Origin of the sequence: Streptomyces sp. NPDC048257 (assembly GCF_043201855.1) — a bacterium.
Taxonomy (GTDB): domain Bacteria; phylum Actinomycetota; class Actinomycetes; order Streptomycetales; family Streptomycetaceae; genus Streptomyces.
On record NZ_JBICZI010000001.1, the window covers coordinates 795,110 to 812,063 of the forward strand.

Annotated in this window: 15 protein-coding genes and 1 pseudogene; 14 read left to right on the forward strand and 2 right to left on the reverse strand. The window is 67.4% G+C overall.

The genetic code is table 11. From position 1 onward, the window contains the following. Positions 1 to 42: 42 nt before the first annotated feature. From ACGFZK_RS03690 to ACGFZK_RS03730, 9 genes are all read left to right on the forward strand, one after another. Positions 43 to 948 (forward strand): NUDIX domain-containing protein, encoded by a 906-nt coding sequence (locus ACGFZK_RS03690; RefSeq protein ID WP_393847177.1) that lies wholly within the window; start codon positions 43 to 45, stop codon positions 946 to 948. A 478-nt stretch (positions 949 to 1,426) separates the two neighbouring features. Then, positions 1,427 to 2,617, forward strand: coding sequence for an integrase (locus tag ACGFZK_RS03695; RefSeq protein ID WP_393847178.1), 1,191 nt, complete (start codon positions 1,427 to 1,429; stop codon positions 2,615 to 2,617). A gap of 84 nt (positions 2,618 to 2,701) precedes the next feature. Then, positions 2,702 to 2,947, forward strand: a complete 246-nt coding sequence (locus tag ACGFZK_RS03700; protein WP_393847179.1) for a hypothetical protein — start codon at positions 2,702 to 2,704, stop codon at positions 2,945 to 2,947. Continuing rightward, positions 2,944 to 4,857: a hypothetical protein gene (locus ACGFZK_RS03705; RefSeq protein WP_393847180.1), complete on the forward strand. Its 1,914-nt coding sequence runs from the start codon at positions 2,944 to 2,946 to the stop codon at positions 4,855 to 4,857. Before ACGFZK_RS03700 ends, ACGFZK_RS03705 begins: the two co-directional genes overlap by 4 nt. Then, entirely contained in the window at positions 4,854 to 6,941 is a 2,088-nt protein-coding gene (locus tag ACGFZK_RS03710; protein WP_393847181.1) for a hypothetical protein, read from the forward strand. The genes ACGFZK_RS03705 and ACGFZK_RS03710 overlap by 4 nt, the downstream gene beginning before the upstream one ends. After that, the gene (locus tag ACGFZK_RS03715) at positions 6,938 to 7,339 is read left to right on the forward strand and encodes a hypothetical protein (RefSeq protein WP_393847182.1); all 402 of its coding nucleotides are present in this window, start codon (positions 6,938 to 6,940) and stop codon (positions 7,337 to 7,339) included. The genes ACGFZK_RS03710 and ACGFZK_RS03715 overlap by 4 nt, the downstream gene beginning before the upstream one ends. 141 nt (positions 7,340 to 7,480) lie before the next feature. Then, positions 7,481 to 7,690 (forward strand): hypothetical protein, encoded by a 210-nt coding sequence (locus ACGFZK_RS03720; RefSeq protein WP_393847183.1) that lies wholly within the window; start codon positions 7,481 to 7,483, stop codon positions 7,688 to 7,690. 103 nt (positions 7,691 to 7,793) lie between these two features. After that, positions 7,794 to 8,360, forward strand: a complete 567-nt coding sequence (locus ACGFZK_RS03725; RefSeq protein ID WP_393847184.1) for a carbon-nitrogen hydrolase family protein — start codon at positions 7,794 to 7,796, stop codon at positions 8,358 to 8,360. A 246-nt stretch (positions 8,361 to 8,606) separates the two neighbouring features. After that, on the forward strand, positions 8,607 to 9,089 hold the full coding sequence (locus ACGFZK_RS03730) for a DUF6924 domain-containing protein (protein ID WP_393847185.1): 483 nt from the start codon (positions 8,607 to 8,609) through the stop codon (positions 9,087 to 9,089). 810 nt (positions 9,090 to 9,899) lie between these two features. Here ACGFZK_RS03730 and ACGFZK_RS03735 read toward each other — a convergent pair. After that, positions 9,900 to 10,061, reverse strand: a complete 162-nt coding sequence (locus ACGFZK_RS03735) for a hypothetical protein (RefSeq protein WP_267720267.1) — start codon at positions 10,059 to 10,061, stop codon at positions 9,900 to 9,902. 147 nt (positions 10,062 to 10,208) lie between these two features. On the opposite strand from ACGFZK_RS03735, the gene ACGFZK_RS03740 reads away from it, so the two are divergent. The 4 genes and pseudogenes from ACGFZK_RS03740 (at position 10,209) to galE (ending at position 13,691) form a co-directional block, all read left to right on the forward strand. After that, positions 10,209 to 10,997, forward strand: a complete 789-nt coding sequence (locus tag ACGFZK_RS03740; protein ID WP_393847271.1) for a PIG-L deacetylase family protein — start codon at positions 10,209 to 10,211, stop codon at positions 10,995 to 10,997. A 432-nt stretch (positions 10,998 to 11,429) separates the two neighbouring features. Further along, a complete protein-coding gene (locus ACGFZK_RS03745; protein WP_393847186.1) occupies positions 11,430 to 11,726 on the forward strand; it encodes a hypothetical protein in 297 nt (98 codons plus the stop codon). Positions 11,727 to 11,885: 159 nt separating this feature from the next. Beyond that, positions 11,886 to 12,594, forward strand: a pseudogene (locus ACGFZK_RS03750) (transposase); the annotation flags it as partial. Positions 12,595 to 12,695: 101 nt separating this feature from the next. Beyond that, on the forward strand, positions 12,696 to 13,691 hold the full coding sequence (galE, locus tag ACGFZK_RS03755) for a UDP-glucose 4-epimerase GalE (protein ID WP_393847187.1): 996 nt from the start codon (positions 12,696 to 12,698) through the stop codon (positions 13,689 to 13,691). Between the two features lie 15 nt (positions 13,692 to 13,706). On the opposite strand, the gene ACGFZK_RS03760 is transcribed toward galE, so the two are convergent. Further along, positions 13,707 to 15,056, reverse strand: a complete 1,350-nt coding sequence (locus ACGFZK_RS03760; RefSeq protein WP_393847188.1) for a hypothetical protein — start codon at positions 15,054 to 15,056, stop codon at positions 13,707 to 13,709. Between the two features lie 890 nt (positions 15,057 to 15,946). Here ACGFZK_RS03760 and ACGFZK_RS03765 point away from each other — a divergent pair. Continuing rightward, positions 15,947 to 16,591 carry a LysE family translocator gene (locus ACGFZK_RS03765; RefSeq protein WP_393847189.1) on the forward strand — a complete coding sequence of 215 codons (645 nt, stop codon included), beginning with the start codon at positions 15,947 to 15,949 and terminating at the stop codon, positions 16,589 to 16,591. Positions 16,592 to 16,954: the final 363 nt, after the last annotated feature.

Below are 16,954 nucleotides of genomic sequence, written 5' to 3' on the forward strand. Positions count from 1 at the left end.
CTACCGGCGCATCCTTCGCACCCCCACCTCAAGGAGCTTGTGATGACCGTGTCGGACGACCCCCGCGGAACGGCCGCGCTGCTCGTTGACTCCCGAGGCCGCTATCTGCTGCACCTGCGGGACGCCAACAAGAGGATCTGCGACCCGGGGACGTGGAGCATTCCGGGCGGCAACCGTGAAGGAGCGGAGTCCTCCCGGGAAGCGGTGGAGCGCGAACTGCTCGAAGAAACCGGCCTGGTGGTCCCGCTGGAGGAGTTCACGGTTGTCGACAGCCGGGGCCCCGACGGGGTCAAGGGCCGGATCCGCGTCTACCTCGGAACCTGGGACGGCGACGCCGACCACCTGCCGTGCACCGAAGGCATCATGTTCCGCCACTTCGATGCCGGCACCATCCCGTATCTGACGATGTGCCCGTGGACGAAGGAGGTCATCGACCTCCACCGGGCACAGGCCCCCGCCCTCGCCCTCGCCCTCGCCCTCGCCCCGGTACCGGTACAGGCCTGCGCCGGAGGGCAGGCGCGCCTCAACGTCGTGGGCGTCCACCTCCATCTGGAGCAGGACGGCAAGGTACTGCTCGGTCTCCGGCACCCCGACTCCTCGTACGCGGCCATGACCCACCACTTCCTCGCCGGGCACTGCGAGCAGGAGTCCGCCGTCGCCTGCCTGGTCCGCGAGGCGCAGGAGGAGGCGGGCATCACCGTCGACCCGGCGGACGTGGAGCTCGCGCACGTCGTGCACGTCATGGACCATCCCGGCGGGCAGCCCCGCATGCAGCTCGTGTTCCGCGCCCGACAGTGGATCGGCACGCCACAAGTGCGCGAGCCGGACTGCTGCGTGTCCTGGGGCTGGTGGTCCGCCGACGCCCTCCCCGACCCGATCGTCCCGTACGCCCGCGCCGCGATCGACGGCATGCGGGCAGGCCGCCTCTACACGGAAATGGGGTGGTGACCACGCCCACCACCCCAGGCCCCAGGCTGTCCCCAGGCCCGCAGCGGCGCGAAGACCGCCTGATCCCATCCGGGATGCCACGATGAGCACGGAGTCCGAGGTGGCGCCCTCGCGCAGCCGGCCACCGCCGCCCGTATCCGCGCCGAGTTCACCCACGTCCTCGACACCCCCGAGGGCCGGCTCGGTGAACTGGCGCAGCTCCTGCAGGTCGCGGGCCGCGGGCCGCGGCAGACACTCCGAGCTCGTGCCGCACCTCGCCCGCCGCGCCTACCACCTCACCGGGACGCCCGTACCCGCACCCGCAGCCTGATCCCTCAGCCCAGCCGGCGAGCACCGACGTGCCCGCCGTCGACCCGACCAGCCAGGAGCCCACCGTGCCGCTGCCCAGTCTGCTCGGCGTCTTCGCCCACTTGTGCACGTTCGGTCACTGACCGGTTGGATGTACGGTCCGCGGGTGTTGAGACGAGACGCCTGGTCAGTGCACTACAGCTCGCGGGACCTGCCGCAGGCTGAGCTGCGGCCCTGGCACCTGCAGGTTTCGTCGGATGAGTGGGAGCTTTGGCTCGATGACCTGGGTATTCCTGATGGGACTCCCTACCTCCTGTCACCGTGCTTCGTCTACGACACGGACCTGAACTCGTACTTCCATCGGGTGAACCTGATGGCAGGACCGCTGAACAGTCAGCTCAACCGGGCGTCGGCCCTCTGCCGGAACCTGAACTTCTCCCACAAGAGCCGGGGCGGGAAGGATTGGCGGGACGCTACCGAGGAAGATCACGCGGCCTACCATCACTGGCGCCGCCGTGATCCGAGGGGGCCACGCGTGGATGGCGACACGTGGAGCCAGGAGATCTCTCACATTCAGCAGTTCTACGTTTTCGCCAAGTCCGAATCCTGGGTCCCGTCAGTCCCGATCCCACAGCGCCCCCGACGCGATGCGAGGGACGAGGAGAAGAAGGGCCGACGGCGCCCGGCGCCGGACGACGTCGTGGACACGGTGCCGGCGACGTACTCCCACGACCAAGGTGGCAAGGAAGCCTTCGAGTGGCTGCCTGCGCCGGCGTACCGCCGGTGGCGGGACATCGGCGTCCTCGGCTACGACCGTGAGGGCCTGCCCCGGGACAACTTCCGCGGACGGTGGGCACCGCGCAATGGCGCCTTCACTGACTCGTTGGTCCGCACGGGGATGAGGCTGGAGGAGCAGGCCAGTCGCATCACCTTGGAAGTCCCGACGGGGCCCGGCCCGGCGGGTTACAGCAAGTTCTGGCTGCCTGGGGCGATCGCCAAGCGGAACTCGGGACGCTGGGTCTATGAGCCTGCGTCGGTCCGACGCGATCTGACCGCCTACGAGGCCGCGGACCGACGGTGGGTCGTCGAGGAGGCCCGTGACGCAGGCCGCTACGGGAAGATCCGGCGCCCTCTCGTGATCGATGATCCGAGAACTCCGCACATGGCTCGGTACACGAGCGGCGTCAACCGCGGCGAGAAGGTCAACGTCAGGCTCCTCGACCCGCGTGAGCGACGCCGACTGCTGGTGGATACCGAGGACGGCCTTGAGCCCGCGATGTTCTGGCTCGGCGAGAGCGGGCTGCCGTTGTCCTTGTCGACATGGAAGGACGTGTTCACCGACGCCAACCGCCGGTGCGAGGAGGCCGGCCTGGCTCTATGAGCTCATGCCCACCTCCTGCGTCACACGTTCGCAGTCATCACACTCGAGCAACTCCAGCGTGGCCACATCGCCCAGCTCGCCGACATGAATCAGGCCCAGCGCCTCCACTACCAGCGGATCTTCGGCGATCCCATGGACTGGATCCGTCGCAGGCTCGGCCACGCTTCGCAGCTTTCGACCCTGATCTATCTGCATGCCCTGCAGGAACTGGAGATGGAGACACGCATGGCCCTGGTCCCTGACGCCTGGGAGGACCCCCGGGACACGCCGCTGATGGATCTCGGGCACGAGACGCCGCCGCAGGATCTGCCCATGAAGGCATCGGCATGACAAGCCGCGGCCGTGGCAGCACTGGTCCAGGACGCCCGTCCGCCCTTCCGCCCGGTGGTTACGAAGCTCCGCCGCCGGTCCGGGAAGGGAACGCGGGCAGTCTGGTCGTCGAGTTCCATGGTGATGACGACCGCCGGGCGAGTTACGACTTCGGACCGTTGGCGATGCCAGGCTGGCATCCGGTTCTGGCCGAGGCCCTGGCATTGAGGGTCGGGCACAGCGGCGGGATCCGAACTCTGTCGGGAAGCCGGACCAGTTGGTCCTCGGCCAAAGCCTGGATCCAATTCCTGGCCTCGCTGGAGCGGCCGCCGGAAGCCGTAGACGAACTGACTCGCGAACACGTGGATGCCCTCTACACTCGCCCCGGCTTTGCCGAAAGTACGCGGCATATCCAGATGCGCGAGATGTGCAAGCAGTTCGAGAACCAGCGGATTTCCCGCCGCCTTCCCGCTGACGCCTGGGATGCTTTCAAGCGCAGGCTGAACAGGCCCAAGCAGGCGGGAGTCGGAGGCTACTCGCATGGTGAGTTGGAGCGGCTGACGGCTGCGGCCCGAGCAGACGTGTCCCGGATCGCCCGGCGCATCCGCGCCGGCGAACAGCTCCTTCGCCAGGCGCGGGACGACCCGGGAGGCTTGGATGCTCAGCAGCGGGAGTTAGGGGCGACTCTCGTCCGGATCGCGGAGACCGGCGTGATCCCTCTGCTGGAGGGCGACCGAAACTGGCTTCGGCGGAGAGCCGATCTAGCGGGACATCTGTTCATGACATGGGCGGACCTGGCACCCGTGATGGCTCTTCTCGCCGTGGTCACTGAACGCAACGGGGAAAGCCTCAAGGAGCTTCCGGTCAGGCACCGACTGCTGGAGGACCGGGCGGTCGAGGTCGTGCTGGTGAAACGGCGCCATGGAGTCCAGCGGTGGTTCGAGACGGTGACCTGGGAAATCGGTCCCAAATCGCGTGAGCTGCATACCCCTGGCGGCCTCTACCTCCTCCTGCTCGAGCTGACGAGCCGCAGCCGGGAGATCTGCGGCTCCTCCTCGGCCATCTGTTTCTGGCGCAACAACTGGGCCGTCGCAAGACGCGGCCGGGCGGAGCATTTCGCTCCGTTTGAGATGGACCTCGCACTCGGTTCTGGGATCGAAATGTCTACTTGGGCAGCCACGAGGACCAAACCGGTACTCGCTGATCCGCGGCCTTCCCCGAAAGCGAAGGCGCCGGAAGATGGCCCGGCGAAAGAACCTCCGGTCCCGCTCACAGTGACGTTCAACAAGATCAAAACGAGTGTGGATGCCCGTCGGACTCGTCAGCTGGGTGGTCACCTGCCCTCCTCCGCGAAGAGCAACACCGCCCAGGTCTTGTTCACCAACTACCTCAAGCCCGATGAATCCACCCGCGAGTGGGCGGAGGAAGTGATCACCGAGGCTCTCAGGGATGCGGAGCAAGCTGCCATGGACGCTCACGCGGCGGTGACCGGACGCCGCGGCGGCGGCCCCAAGGTGATCACCGACGACTCCTCCGCCCAGCAGCTCGAGGAAGCAGGACTCGCCCTGCAGACCGCCCGCGATCTCTCCAACGGGCACCTGGACACCGCCTGGACGGCCTGCGAGGACCACGATCACAACCCGGAGACTGGAGCACCCTGCGACGATTCGTTCCTCGCCTGCTTCCACTGCGGAAACTGCCTAGTCACCCGAGATCATCTCCCCCGGCTCCTGGCCCTGCTGGAAGCCCTGGTCGTCCTACGCCAACGCGTGTGCGAGGACGACTGGTGGAGACGCTACGGCCCTGCATGGGTCGCAGTCCGGCGAGACATCCTCGCCAAGTTCTCCCCGGCCGAGGTCAGCAAAGCACGAGAGCAGTCCTTGCCCGACGCCCTTCTCGACCTGGTCGAACCACCCTGGGAACAGCCGTGAGCATTGCGATCTTCGCCTCCAACCCCACCGCCGTCACGCTCGAAGACCCATACGTTCTCCACGGCCGCCCGCTGCGGCCGGGAACCCGGCTGGAGGACACCTCCCGCTACAGCCACGACGTCTGGCATCTGACGCCCGCGCGCCTCAAGATCCACGAGTACGCGTTGATCATCAACTTCTTGTCCCTGCCTCAGCGGTTTCGGCCGGCGGCCAAGCAGCTGTTCTACACCTTGCTCTCTCTGGAGCCTCCGGACGGCGAAGTACTCCCAACCGTCGCCACCATCCGAGGCATGTTCACTGAGATTCGACGGTTCGTGATGTGGCTCGACAAACGGTGGCCACCGGAGCAGAACGAACTGTCCCTGCTGTCGTCAGGCGATCTCGAGGACTACGGCAAACACCTCCTGGCCCGTTTCCCGAACAATCGCTCTCAGCGAGAGTCCTCTCGAGGCGGAGTGCGGGTGCTCTGGCGTTGGCGCTTGCAGATGGGGGAACATGCGCTGCGGTTCGACCCGCTCCACCTCGACGGATGGAGGGAGTCGACTCATACCGCGCGGGGCGAGAACAAGACTGATCGGCTGCCCGAGGAAGTCATGGGGCCCTTGTTGGTCTGGGCACTGCGTTTCATCGACGACTTCGCCCCCGACATCCTGGAAGCGGATCGGGAATGGCGGGCAACTCGCGACATCCGCGTTGGCCCAAACCGGGACCGAGCCGATGTCGGACCACGTCTGCAGGCGATCCTTGACGAACACGTCGACGCCGGACGTCCGCTGCCCGGCTGGCGCGGACAGCCGAGCCTCAGCCAATTCGGCCGTCTCCTTGGCTGCCGGCAGGGAAGCATCCGTCCTCACCTCGATGCCCTCACGACCGCGGCCGCTGTCGTCGGCGTGGTCGACAGCGCATTCCTCAACGGAACCATCCAAGGGCGTCTGGACGGAGCACCGTGGGTTGACTCGATCGCTACCAGTCACGAGACAGCGAACGGCCTGGCCCGGCTCGGCCGCATTCTCCAGGCTTCCTGCTACGTGGTGATCGCCTTTCTCAGTGGCATGCGAGAAAGCGAGGTCAAGCACATCAAGCGGGACTGCATCGAGATCAAGTACGACGAAGACGGCCGTCCCTACCGCTGGAAACTCAGCAGCCTCGCGTTCAAGGGGGAGGACGAGGTGGAGGGCGTCCCGGCGACATGGACGGTCTGCGCAACTGTCGTCCGCGCAGTTGAGATGCTCGAGAAGCTCCAGCCCACGACCTGCGACTACCTCTTCGCGGGGCTCCTTCACGGCAACGGCACCAAGAAGTCATCGAACGAGGTGGTGGGCAATAGAGCGACCAACACACACCTCAACGAGCTCGTGGTGTTCGTGAACCAGCTCTGCGCAGACCGGGGCCGCAGCGACCTCATCTTGGACAGTGCTGGCCGGCCCTTCAAGCTCAAGACCAGCTACTTCCGACGGACCCTGGCCTGGTTCATCGCGCGGCACCCAGGCGGAGTCATCGCCGGCGCCCTGCAATACCGGCACCGGTCGATCCGGATGTTCGAGGGTTACGCCGGCACCAGCGACTCCGGCTTCCGAGCCGAGGTCGAAAGCGAGCAGGCCATCGCCCGCGGCGAGGTCTACATGGAAATGATCGAAGCCCACCAGCACCTCGACCTCGTCGGCCCATCAGCCGAAGAGGCCACCCGGCGCCTGACGGACTTCGGAGATCGAGTTCAGTTCCAGGGCCAGCTCGCCCTGGACAAGCACCGCCTGAGAAGGATCACGAAGCGCAACGATCCGGCGATCTACCCCGGCGAGTACATCACCTGTGTGAACGACCCAGCCAAGGCCCTCTGCGAGAAAGCGCGCCGCGGGAACAGCGAGGGTCTGCCTGCCCACGGCGGCTGCCTGCCTCTGGCCTGCCGCAATGTCACGCTCACGCCGGAAAATGTCGCCGCCTGGCAACGCGAGATCGCCCGCATCGACAAGCGGCTCGACTCACGGCCGACACTGGCGCCCCGCCTGAAGCAACTCCATCAAAACCGGCGGGCTGAGGTTGTGGCCTTCCTGGTGGCCAACGGGCAGGAGATCCTCCCGACATGACCCGCCCAGTCCCCGATCTGCCCGAAGCGTTGGTCCGCAAGCACCTCCAGGAGATGCTGGACGCCTGCCGGGCAACCAACGCCAGACCCAGCGTCCTCACGCTGGCCCGACGCCTCAACCCGACCAACACAACCTTCCGTCGCCGCTACCCCGAGATCGCACAAGAGATCTCCGAACAGCGGGCCGCACCCGCCACTCCTCGCCGCGGGCCAACTGAGCACGACAAGCTCATCGCCCGCAATGCGAAGCTCCGGCGACAGAACCGAGACCTGGTCACTCAGCTTGCCCTCGCCGCAGCTCAGATCCAGCACCTTGCCCTCCGCACCCAACGACTTCAGACAGCCCTTGAATCCGCCTCGAAGGTGACGAACATCAGCAGCAGGACGAGCCCTCGTTGAACGGTGAAGAGCACGGCTCTGTGCTAGGCACCAGCTCCATCGGTGCCAGAGCATCAAGACGGTCAACGGTCAGTTCACAACCCACTCGGGCCGCTTCTGGAGGCCGTCGGCAAGACCATCCTCGCGGTACCTGACTCGTACGTGACCACCAGCGTCGACGTCACACCGTGGGCCGACATGAAATGGGCGGCGATCCTCGCGCACCGCGGCGAAGTCGCACGCGAGCGACCCCTGCCCGGCATCCTCGCCCGCCTTCCCGAAGCCGACCGGAACCGGATCATCCAGACCGAGCACTTCACCCGCCTCACCCCCGGCCCCGCAAAGGGCGACCCAGTCCAGCTGACCCACTGACACCTCGGCCGCGTGCCGACCGCCCTTTCACCGCGCCCACGAGCAAGCACCTACCCATCGGAGAGCGATGACTACGACTTCTGCCCCCGACGAACCCCTCAGTGTGGCCAGGACATTGCGGCTGGCGGTCGCGCAGAGCACGGTGCCGGAAGATCCCACTGATCGAGGCGCACTGCGGGCAGCCGGGCAAGAGATCCGGGCCCTGACGGTCGAGGCCGCCGAGGCTGGTGCGCGGTTGGTGCAGTTCCCCGAGGGGGCGATCACCTACCCGAGCAAGCACGTAATGGCGGCGGGCCCGGCCGGCGAGCTGGTGCCTGCTGATTGGAGCCGTGCCGCGTGGGATGTGATGCGCGAGGAAGCGGAGTCGATCACCGCGCTGGCGGGAAAGCTCGGCCTGTGGACGGTGTTCGGATCGATCCACCCGCTCACACCGCCGAACCGACCGCACAACAGCCTCTACGTCGTCTCCGACCACGGCCAGCTGGTCGCACGGTACGACAAGAGGTTCCTGTCACACACCGAGGTGTCCTACCTGTATTCCCCAGGACACCAGCCGCTCGTCATCGAGGTGGACGGCATTCGGCTCGGCTTCGCGCTGTGCATCGAAGCCAACTTCCCGGAGGTGTTCGCCGAGTACGAACGCCTGGACGTCGACTGTGTCCTTCTCTAGGGCAGATCCGCGTTGCGTGAGGATTCGAGGTGAATCGATGCAGCTCAGCAGCAGTGCTGAGGACGCTATCCGGTGCAACAGGTGTTGCGCCATCCCTCGCCGGAGTGATGGGCCGGCCGAGGTGGTGGACTGTCTTCGGACCAGGTGCGGCGCGTCTGCCCTTGGGGGTGGGCGCAGGCGGTGTCTGAGCCACGTGAAACAGTCAGGCCCCTGACCACAGGGGTCGAGGGAAGGAGGGACGAGCACGTGTTGCCGGAGATCGTCGGACGCAATGAATTCGCTGCTCTGATCATCAGAACCGACTACGACGACGAGGCGGCATGGCGGGCGATGGTGGCGGAGGCTTCTCGGCCATGGGGGTCCGGCGGCGAGTATGAGGCCGACGTCCACCTGGTCGACGACCCGGCCTGGGCCGCGGCGACGCCTGAAGCAGTCCTTACTGCGCTGAGGCCGGACGAGGAGCTCAGCGTGGTCTTCGTCGCCGACAGCACCACGATGCAGTCCGCCCACCACGCTCTTCTCGCCCTCAACCTTCGCCATGAGGACGAGGATCTCGATCCGATGTACTACCAGGAGCTCATCGACTCTCCGCCGGCCCGCGAGTTCCGGACTGCTCCGGCTGCTGTGCATGACGTGCACGCGAATCTCTCGATCGGGAATATGGATTTCGAGGAGTTTGCCGAGGAGGCGCTCGCCGATCCCGAAGGCATCCTTCGCCCCGCGAGATGAAGCCATCGGGAACTCGCAGCTGGTGTATGAGAGTTGGCTCCGGCTATCGGCCGGAGCCACTCATCTGGCAGCCGACCCGCAACAGCAGAGGCAGGCCGGCGAAGCGTCCCTGAGGCCGAATCAGTTGCGTTGGTTGAGGGCTCGGGTCAGGTCCCGGTTTGCTGCTCGTGCTGCGCCGAGGTCCGCCCGAGCTTCCTCCAGAGCGGCGGTCAGCTCGACGCAGATCCACAGGAAAGGTCCGCATATGCAACTCCGTGATCCGAATGCTGATGCAACAACCCGCCACAGAGCCACACACCCTGAGAACGAGTCCCAGGGCATCAACGAGGCCCTCTCACACCACGTCACACCACACGGAATCGCACCCCAGAGAAGCGCCCTGCTGTCGGTGATGGTCGACGACGCGCCCCGGGCCCGTGTCGCTCAGGCGTACGGAACGCTCTACAACTACTGGCTCGGCTACTCCATCCCGGCACAGTTCAGCGCTACAGCGCCGTCCGGGATCGTGGCACCCGGCGGCCGGTGGCTGAGCGCTGCCCCGCGAACGGACATCCCGCCCTGGCGATCGCGGACATCGACCTCGACTCGCAGGACGAAGACATCACCATGGCCGTTCGCCGCGCCCGCCCCTGGAGGCGCTCTGCCCGAGCCGGACTCTACGACGAACGGACCCCCGTGGGAGACCCCGCAGCGATGTCCGCACAGCGTTCTGAGACCGCCTTACTGCCAGATTCGTCGGCCCCACCCTCTGGTAGCACCCCTAACGAAAACGCCCCGGCTCACCGGGGCGTTTTCGTGTGTGCGCTCAGGTCAGCGCAGGCCGTCGGTGTCGTCGTGCTCTTCGCCGACTGGGAGTGGCCGGCGGTCCTCCCCCGGGTCATCGCTGTAGATGACCGCGGAGACTGCGCTGTCGTAGGCGTCGTTGAGGCCGTTGCCGCTTGTGCCGAGCATGTTCTCCCAGTCGATTCCCATGCCTACGAGCCTAGCCCAGCACCTTGCCCTCCGCACCCAACGACTTCAGACAGCCCTTGAATCCGCCTCGAAGGTGACGAACATCAGCAGCAGGACGAGACCTCGTTGAACGGTGAAGAGCACGGCTCTGTGCTAGGCACCAGCTCCATCGGTGCCAGAGCATCAAGACGGTCAACGGTCAGTTCACAACCCCGGCTACAAGCCCACCCCGACGACGAAGCCCTCGTCGCCGGCGGAGTTCTCGCCGCACACGGCGACTCCGGGGCCCGGACGACCGTCGTCACCGCCACCTGGGCCCCCGACAGCCACCGCGCCACCGAACTGGTCGACGCCACATCGGTCCTGGGCGCAGGCGAACCGCGCATGCTGGGGTACGCCGACCACCGCATTCCCCGCTCCGCCCCCGGCCGCCCGCGCTTGTGCGACGCACCGCTCGACGAGGTGATCGAGGACCTCGTAGGGCACTTCAGGCAGTTCCGGCCCGAGATCGTGGTCACCCACGACGCCTACGGCCAGCTCACCGGCCATCCCGACCACCGCCACACCCACCGCGTCACCACCTTGGCGTTCACCGCCGCCGGGCTGGAGCACCTCTATCCCGATGCCGGGGAACCCTGGCAGCCCGCGGCTCTGTACACCGCAACCCACCCTCACTCCGCCCTCGACGACCTGGGGCCCTTGCTCGCCGGAGTGGACAAGTCGGTCCTGAGCGTGCCGGACGAGATGATCACCGCGACGGTCGACGTCCGGCCGTGGCTCGACAGGAAGTGGCGGGCAATCCTCGCGCACCGCAGCGAGGTCGCGAAGCACCGCCCGCTCCCCGCACTCCTGTCCCGCCTCCCTGAAACGACCCGGAACAGGATCATCGGCACGGAACACTTCTCCCGCCTCCACTCTGAGAAGTCGCCCGGCGGGCTCACACAGCTGGCGGTATAGGGAAGGCTCTCAGACCGTGCCGCCCGGGTTGGCACCGCCCGGGTGGATCAGCGCGCGGCGTCAGATGCGGTGCATCGCAAGGCGGAGGCACATCCTCATACCGGGCGTATCCGGATGTTGCCGACCACGCGGCGAGGTGCCGTAACCGGTGTCGCGCGCCCGCCCGGGATCACGGGACAGGCCTTGGCCTCGCCGTTTCACTGGTGTGGGCAGCGGGTTCTGTGCAGAACGCGAAAGTCTCTTCTGAGCTGGGACGATGAACCTTGTCGAGGGGTTCTGCCGGTCCAAGCGGAAGGGCACTTTCTGCGTGCAGGGTCCGGACCGCTGGTCAACCTATGAGGTGAGAGGTTCCGTTCAGCAACCGGGAACTCGCATGATCGACCTGCCAGGCCGGCCACGGGGGCCGATCCGGCTCTCGGAGAGGAATCCAACGTGTTGGGTAAGAAGTTGGGCACAGCCCTGGCCGCGCTGGCGCTCGCGACGGGCGGCGTCGCGATCACCGCGACTCCAGCGGCCGCAGGCACTCCTTGCACGGTCGAGACGACCGGCTGGAAGGACGGAGGCCGCCAGTACGTCGACGTCAACAACCGCTGCATCGGTCCCGTCAACGTTCGCGTGATCTGGGATTGGGCACACGACTCTTCCTGCAAAACGATCGCCTCAGGGACCACCCTGAGGTTCGACCCGTCCGTCTCCTTCGGCAGGTTCAATCGTACGGAGAGTTGCTGACGTCGTGTATCCACGCAGCCGTGCCGGTGCTGAACGTGACCGGCTGCTATCGGTAGCGCAGTACCTAGCCTCGCCGTTTCGGTCGGGGTGCGGCTGAGGGTCGGGTAGAAACGCAAAAGTGCCTTCCCGAGCTGGGACGATGGACCTTGTCCAGGGGTTCTGTCGTCGCCAGAGCAAGGCACTTTCTGCGTGAAGGACATCGGTTCGCGGTCCCGGCTTGTGGTGTCCACTGACGGGGCGGGGGGGGGTCGGGCACGCCGGAGCACGTTTGCTGGCGGACCTCGCCGAAGCGACCGGGCTGACGGTGGCGTATTCCACCGTGCTCCGGCCGCTTCGGCCGCGCGGCACCGGCCATGACCCAGGCCGGATCGCCACCGATCTCGCAGTGATGCTCGCCGACGGCGGCGAGGCGATCGCGGATCCGGCCGTTCTGCGGGACCAGCGCGAGGTGTTCGGCCCGGTGGTCTCCACCCCGACGGCTTGGCGGCTGACGGCCGCCGTCGACGAACGCGTACTGGACCGCCTGCGGTCGGCCCGCGCCGCAGCCCGGGAGGTAGCCTGGTCGCAGGCCGCCGAGACCCGCACCGCGATACCCGCAGTGAAGGCCGGCGGACGCGAACTACCCGGCCTGGTCCTGTACCTCGACGCGACCCTGATCACCTGCCACTCCGAGGAATACCAGGCCGCACCCACCTACAGAGGCGGCTTCGGGTTCCACCCGTTGCTGTGTTCCCTGGCCAACACCGGCGAGGCGATGTCCGGGCTGCTGCGGCCCGGCAACGCCGGAGCCAACACCGCCGCCGATCACATCACCGTGCTCGACCAGGCCCTCGCGCAGATCCCCGACGCCCACCGCCCGGTGCCGCCTCGATCGACCCCACAGCGACACCTCGTCACCCCAAGCGAAACAGCGAGGTTAGCCTGGGTGCCGGTTGCCCACTGGGCTGAATCGACCAGGAAGAGGTCCATGTGACAACCGTCCTCATCGCCGGAGGAGCCGGCTACATCGGCAGCACCGTCGCCTCGGCCTGCCTGGATGCCGGGATCACCCCCGTGATCCTCGACAACCTCGTCCGGGGCCGCCGCGAGTTCACCAAGGGCCGCACCTTCTACGAGGGCGACATCGCGGACGGCGCACTGGTCGACCGCATCTTCTCGGAGCATCCGGACATCTCCGCCGTGGTCCACTGCGCGGCGCTGATCGTCGTACCGGAGTCCGTCGCCGACCCGATCGGCTACTACGACGCGAACGTGGCCAAGAGCCTGGCCTTCGTCAACCACTTGCACCGCAACGGCTGCGACCGGATCGTCTTCAGTTCCTCGGCTTCCATCTACCGGGCCGAGGACGGCTCCCCCGTCAACGAGGATTCGCCACTGGCCCCACAGAGTCCCTACGCGCGGACCAAGGCGCACTGCGAGCAGATGGTCGCCGACATCGCCGTCGCCGGGCCCCGCGTGCTCTCGCTGCGGTACTTCAACCCCGTCGGCGCCGATCCCGAGCTGCGCACCGGTCTCCAGCTCAAGCGGCCCAGCCACGCGCTGGGGGTGCTCATCCAGGCACACCAGGAGCGCCGCCCGTTCCCGATCACGGGAACGAACTACCCGACCCGCGACGGCACGGGCATCCGGGACTACGTGCACGTCTGGGACCTCGCCGCGGCACACATCGCCGCGATCGAGCGCTTCGACTCCATCCTCACGGACAAGAAGCGCTCGATCGCCATCAACCTGGGCACCGGCTCCGGCACCACTGTCCGGGAGCTGTGCGACGCCTTCAACAACGTCGTCAGCAGGCCCCTTCAGACCATCGACGCCGACCCGCGGCCCGGCGACGTGGCCGGTGGCTACACCAAGAGCGACCGGGCGGCCGAGCTGCTGGGGTGGACGCCGAACCTGTCCCTGGAGGATGGCATCCGGTCGGCCCTGGACTGGATTCCGGTGCGCGACCAGCTGCTCAAGGACTGAGCCAGTAGCCCGGATTCATCGCCTTCCAGCGAGCTGCTCGTGTGTACGAGTCCGGGGGCGGACATCGGCCCCGCTCGGGTCAGTTGGCCCCTCCCCCAGGTAGCTCAGGGCTTGGCGGAAGTCATCGAGGGCGGGCCCGAACTCGCGGGCGGTGGTGTGGAAGGTCGATCGTTCGATCAGGATCCCGGCCAGTGTTCGCGTTCCGTCTACCGGGTCGTGCTGAGACAGCCGACGGGCCAGGCCCACTCCGTCGTCGAACAGGGAACGCACTCGCTCCGCGAACAGTTGGGTGCGGTTCTCCCAGTAGACGGCGGAGCGGACGGTGAGGACCCGCTGCAGGCGGACCAGTTCGGCCAGGTGCTGGCCCGGATCCTCAGTGGCTCGCGGAGCGAGGGTGTCCACCTCTTCACGGAGGGCATGGCGGCTGTCGAAGTAGCGCCGCTTGGCATCGGGCGACCACTGTACGGGGGCCGCCCCCGAAGGCGGACGCGGTATACCGGACTCGGGCCGATCGCCTTCGGCGCCGAAGAAGGTCAGCAGCACCGCCCAGAACGACGCCTGATAGCCACTCCAGGACGGCCGCTCACCGGTATCGGCCAGCTCCGTCAGCAAAGCGAGCGCCTCTTGCCGTACGAGGGCGGCCTGCTCCTTTCGGCCGTAAGAGTCGAGCATGTGCGCGTACCCGATGAGCGAGTAGAGATGGCAGGCCATCGAGCCGTGGTCGTTCGCGGCTTCGGCCGCCTCCATGCTGACGAGTGTCTCGAACGCGGCGAGTGCTTCGCCGGACCGGCCGGCGTCGTGGAGAGCGGCGATCCACTCCAGGAGGGACCAGGCGAGAGACCCGCTGCCGGGCCCGTGGGGCAGGATCGCCGCGGCATATTCGGTCATGGCATCGGCAGCCTCGGCATACCGGCCTTCCTCGGAGAGACCGGCAGCCCAGTCACGGAGCCCTCTGGCCACGGGGGCTCCGGACTGTTCGGCCTGCGCACGGCCGATGGCGAGCATCTCGGCGCGCATGGCGAGCCCTTCGGCGCGGCGACCCAGGGTGTACAGCTCTCTTTGGCACGTGTCGAGTGCCCCGTACAGAACATCTGCACGGGCAGTTTCGGCCGGATCGATGGACCGGGCCACCGCCACCGCCTCCTCGCACAGCGCGAGACAGGATGGATGCTTCTTGCCGGAGCCGGTGTCGTAAGTCAGACGTTGCAGCGCCCTGGCCAGGAGCGGCAGGTACGAGGCGGGGCTGACCTGGGCGAGCACCCGGTAGGCGTCGACTTCCTCGCGCGGAGTGCGGCGTCCCGACGCGAGCAGCACATTCCGTGCCCGCACGATGTCGTCCTGATCGACTTTCCCCGAGTGATTCATAACGGAGATTCTGGGTTCCCCGCAGAGGGCTGAACAAGGCCGGCAACCTGTGCCGTTCATCCTACGAAAACGCCCTTTGACCTGTCATGATGGGTGTGACATCACTGCCCCGGGGCTGCCGACCCCTCGAGGGGGCCAGCGGTCCACCCGCCACCGGAAGGACCGCCCTCGCCCACAGCCTCGCCCGCGAACTCGGACGCCCCGCGATCATCCGCGACGAGATCAAACAGGGCATGGTCACGAGCACCGGGACCCACCAGCCCGGCGGCGACGACCCCCTCGACATCCCGGCCATGCACGTCTTCTTCGACACCCTCGGCGCGCTCCTCCAGGCCGGCGTCACCGTCGTGGCCGAGGCCGCCTACCAGGACCGGCTCTGGCGCCCCGGCCTCCGATGGCTACCGAGGACTCAGGCACCGCCGGGCGGCGGACTGCCGGGTCGGTGTCTTCCTCGCCTGGATCGGCGAACGCGGCCGCATATCCGCGGGCATCGACGAGCACATGGACGCCCTTCGGGACGACAGTGGTCATCGCCAAGGCCATGGTCCGCGGGGCGATCGCGGAGAAGATTCCGTTCGGGTGGGTTGACCGCGGACGCCGCCTACGGTTTCTCCAAGAGCCGGCGGTAGCCGAACGCAGGGCGCGCACGCATGTCCGCACGCCCCCAACGCGCTTCCAAGGGCAGCCGCGCGCCCTTGCCGCGCATTTCAGACGGTCACGGGCTGTCGTCGGCGGGCCGGGGTGGGGGCCGGGGGTGCATGAAGACAGCGAGCGGCAGGGCCGTAGTCTGCTGACGGCAAGACTGGCGCTGCTGATGCGACGTAGCCGTCCGTTGCAAGTCGGTGACCGGTTCGCATCATGTGCCCGACGAACGACCAGGAGGTTGACCGGTGATCGCTCTGACCGCAGTCGCAGGAGTGGCCCTGGTCGAACTGGGCATGGCCCTGACTCCGGGACCGAACATGATTCACCTCGCCTCTCGCGCGATCACCCAAGGCCGCAGGGCGGGCCTGGTCAGCCTCAGTGGAACCGCCGTGGGATTCGTGTGCTATCTGCTGGCCGCGGCTGCGGGCCTGTCGGCGTTGTTCGCTGCCGTGCCGGTGGCGTTCATGGCGGTCAAACTTGCCGGAGCCGCCTACTTGGCCTACCTCGCTTGGGACATGCTCAAGCCCGGCGGGAGCTCGCCCTTCGCCCCGGCCCAGGATCTGACTCCGGTCTCTGACGCCCGCCTGTTCTCGATGGGGCTGCTGACGAACCTGCTCAACCCCAAGATCGCTCTTATGTATGCCGCCCTACTGCCCCAGTTCCTGGACCCCCAGGCAGGTCCGGCCTGGGGACAACTGCTCCAGCTCGGTGGGGTGCAGATCATCGTGGGGATCTCGGTGAACGCTCTGATCATGTTGGGCGCAGCGCGGGTGTCGGGATTCCTGACCGCCCGGCCTCGTGCCATGACTGCCCAGCGATTCACGGCGGGCGGCCTGCTCGGTGCCTTCGCGATGCACACCGCGCTGTCCCGTACTCCCGTCTCGACCTGAACCCGGCCCGCGTCGCCGTGACGCCGTGACCAGGGCCCAGCGGTGGAGGTCCGGTGCGTGGCGGCGACGGGATGTGCGCGGTCTTGTAGCCGGGGCCCCGGGTCGGCTACGGGTTGGTGTCGGCGCCGGATATCCGGACCATGTGGGCGTCGTGAATGCTGGACTGCATCGCCGCGGACACCGGGGAGTCGGAGGCGCCGACCACGGGGCGCCTGGTCGTCCTCGGCGACGAGTTTGAAGGAGAACGGCCGCCAAGCGGCCCGCCGCGGATCGTCCCGTCCCCGGCCCGGCCTCGCCGCGCGCCGAGTCCTTCGGGCACGTTTCTTCGCGTCGCAGTCGGGGGAGGGCTCGGGCGTCGTGCCG

What these genes read in the sequence shown, in the direction of transcription:
- ACGFZK_RS03715 (WP_393847182.1), top strand. Translation starts at nt 6,938, where the DNA reads ATGACCCGCCCAGTCCCCGATCTGCCCGAAGCGTTGGTCCGCAAGCAC.
- ACGFZK_RS03690 (WP_393847177.1), top strand. Translation starts at nt 43, where the DNA reads ATGACCGTGTCGGACGACCCCCGCGGAACGGCCGCGCTGCTCGTTGAC.
- ACGFZK_RS03735 (WP_267720267.1), bottom strand. Translation starts at nt 10,061, where the DNA reads ATGGGAATCGACTGGGAGAACATGCTCGGCACAAGCGGCAACGGCCTC.
- ACGFZK_RS03760 (WP_393847188.1), bottom strand. Translation starts at nt 15,056, where the DNA reads ATGAATCACTCGGGGAAAGTCGATCAGGACGACATCGTGCGGGCACGG.
- ACGFZK_RS03705 (WP_393847180.1), top strand. Translation starts at nt 2,944, where the DNA reads ATGACAAGCCGCGGCCGTGGCAGCACTGGTCCAGGACGCCCGTCCGCC.
- ACGFZK_RS03700 (WP_393847179.1), top strand. Translation starts at nt 2,702, where the DNA reads ATGAATCAGGCCCAGCGCCTCCACTACCAGCGGATCTTCGGCGATCCC.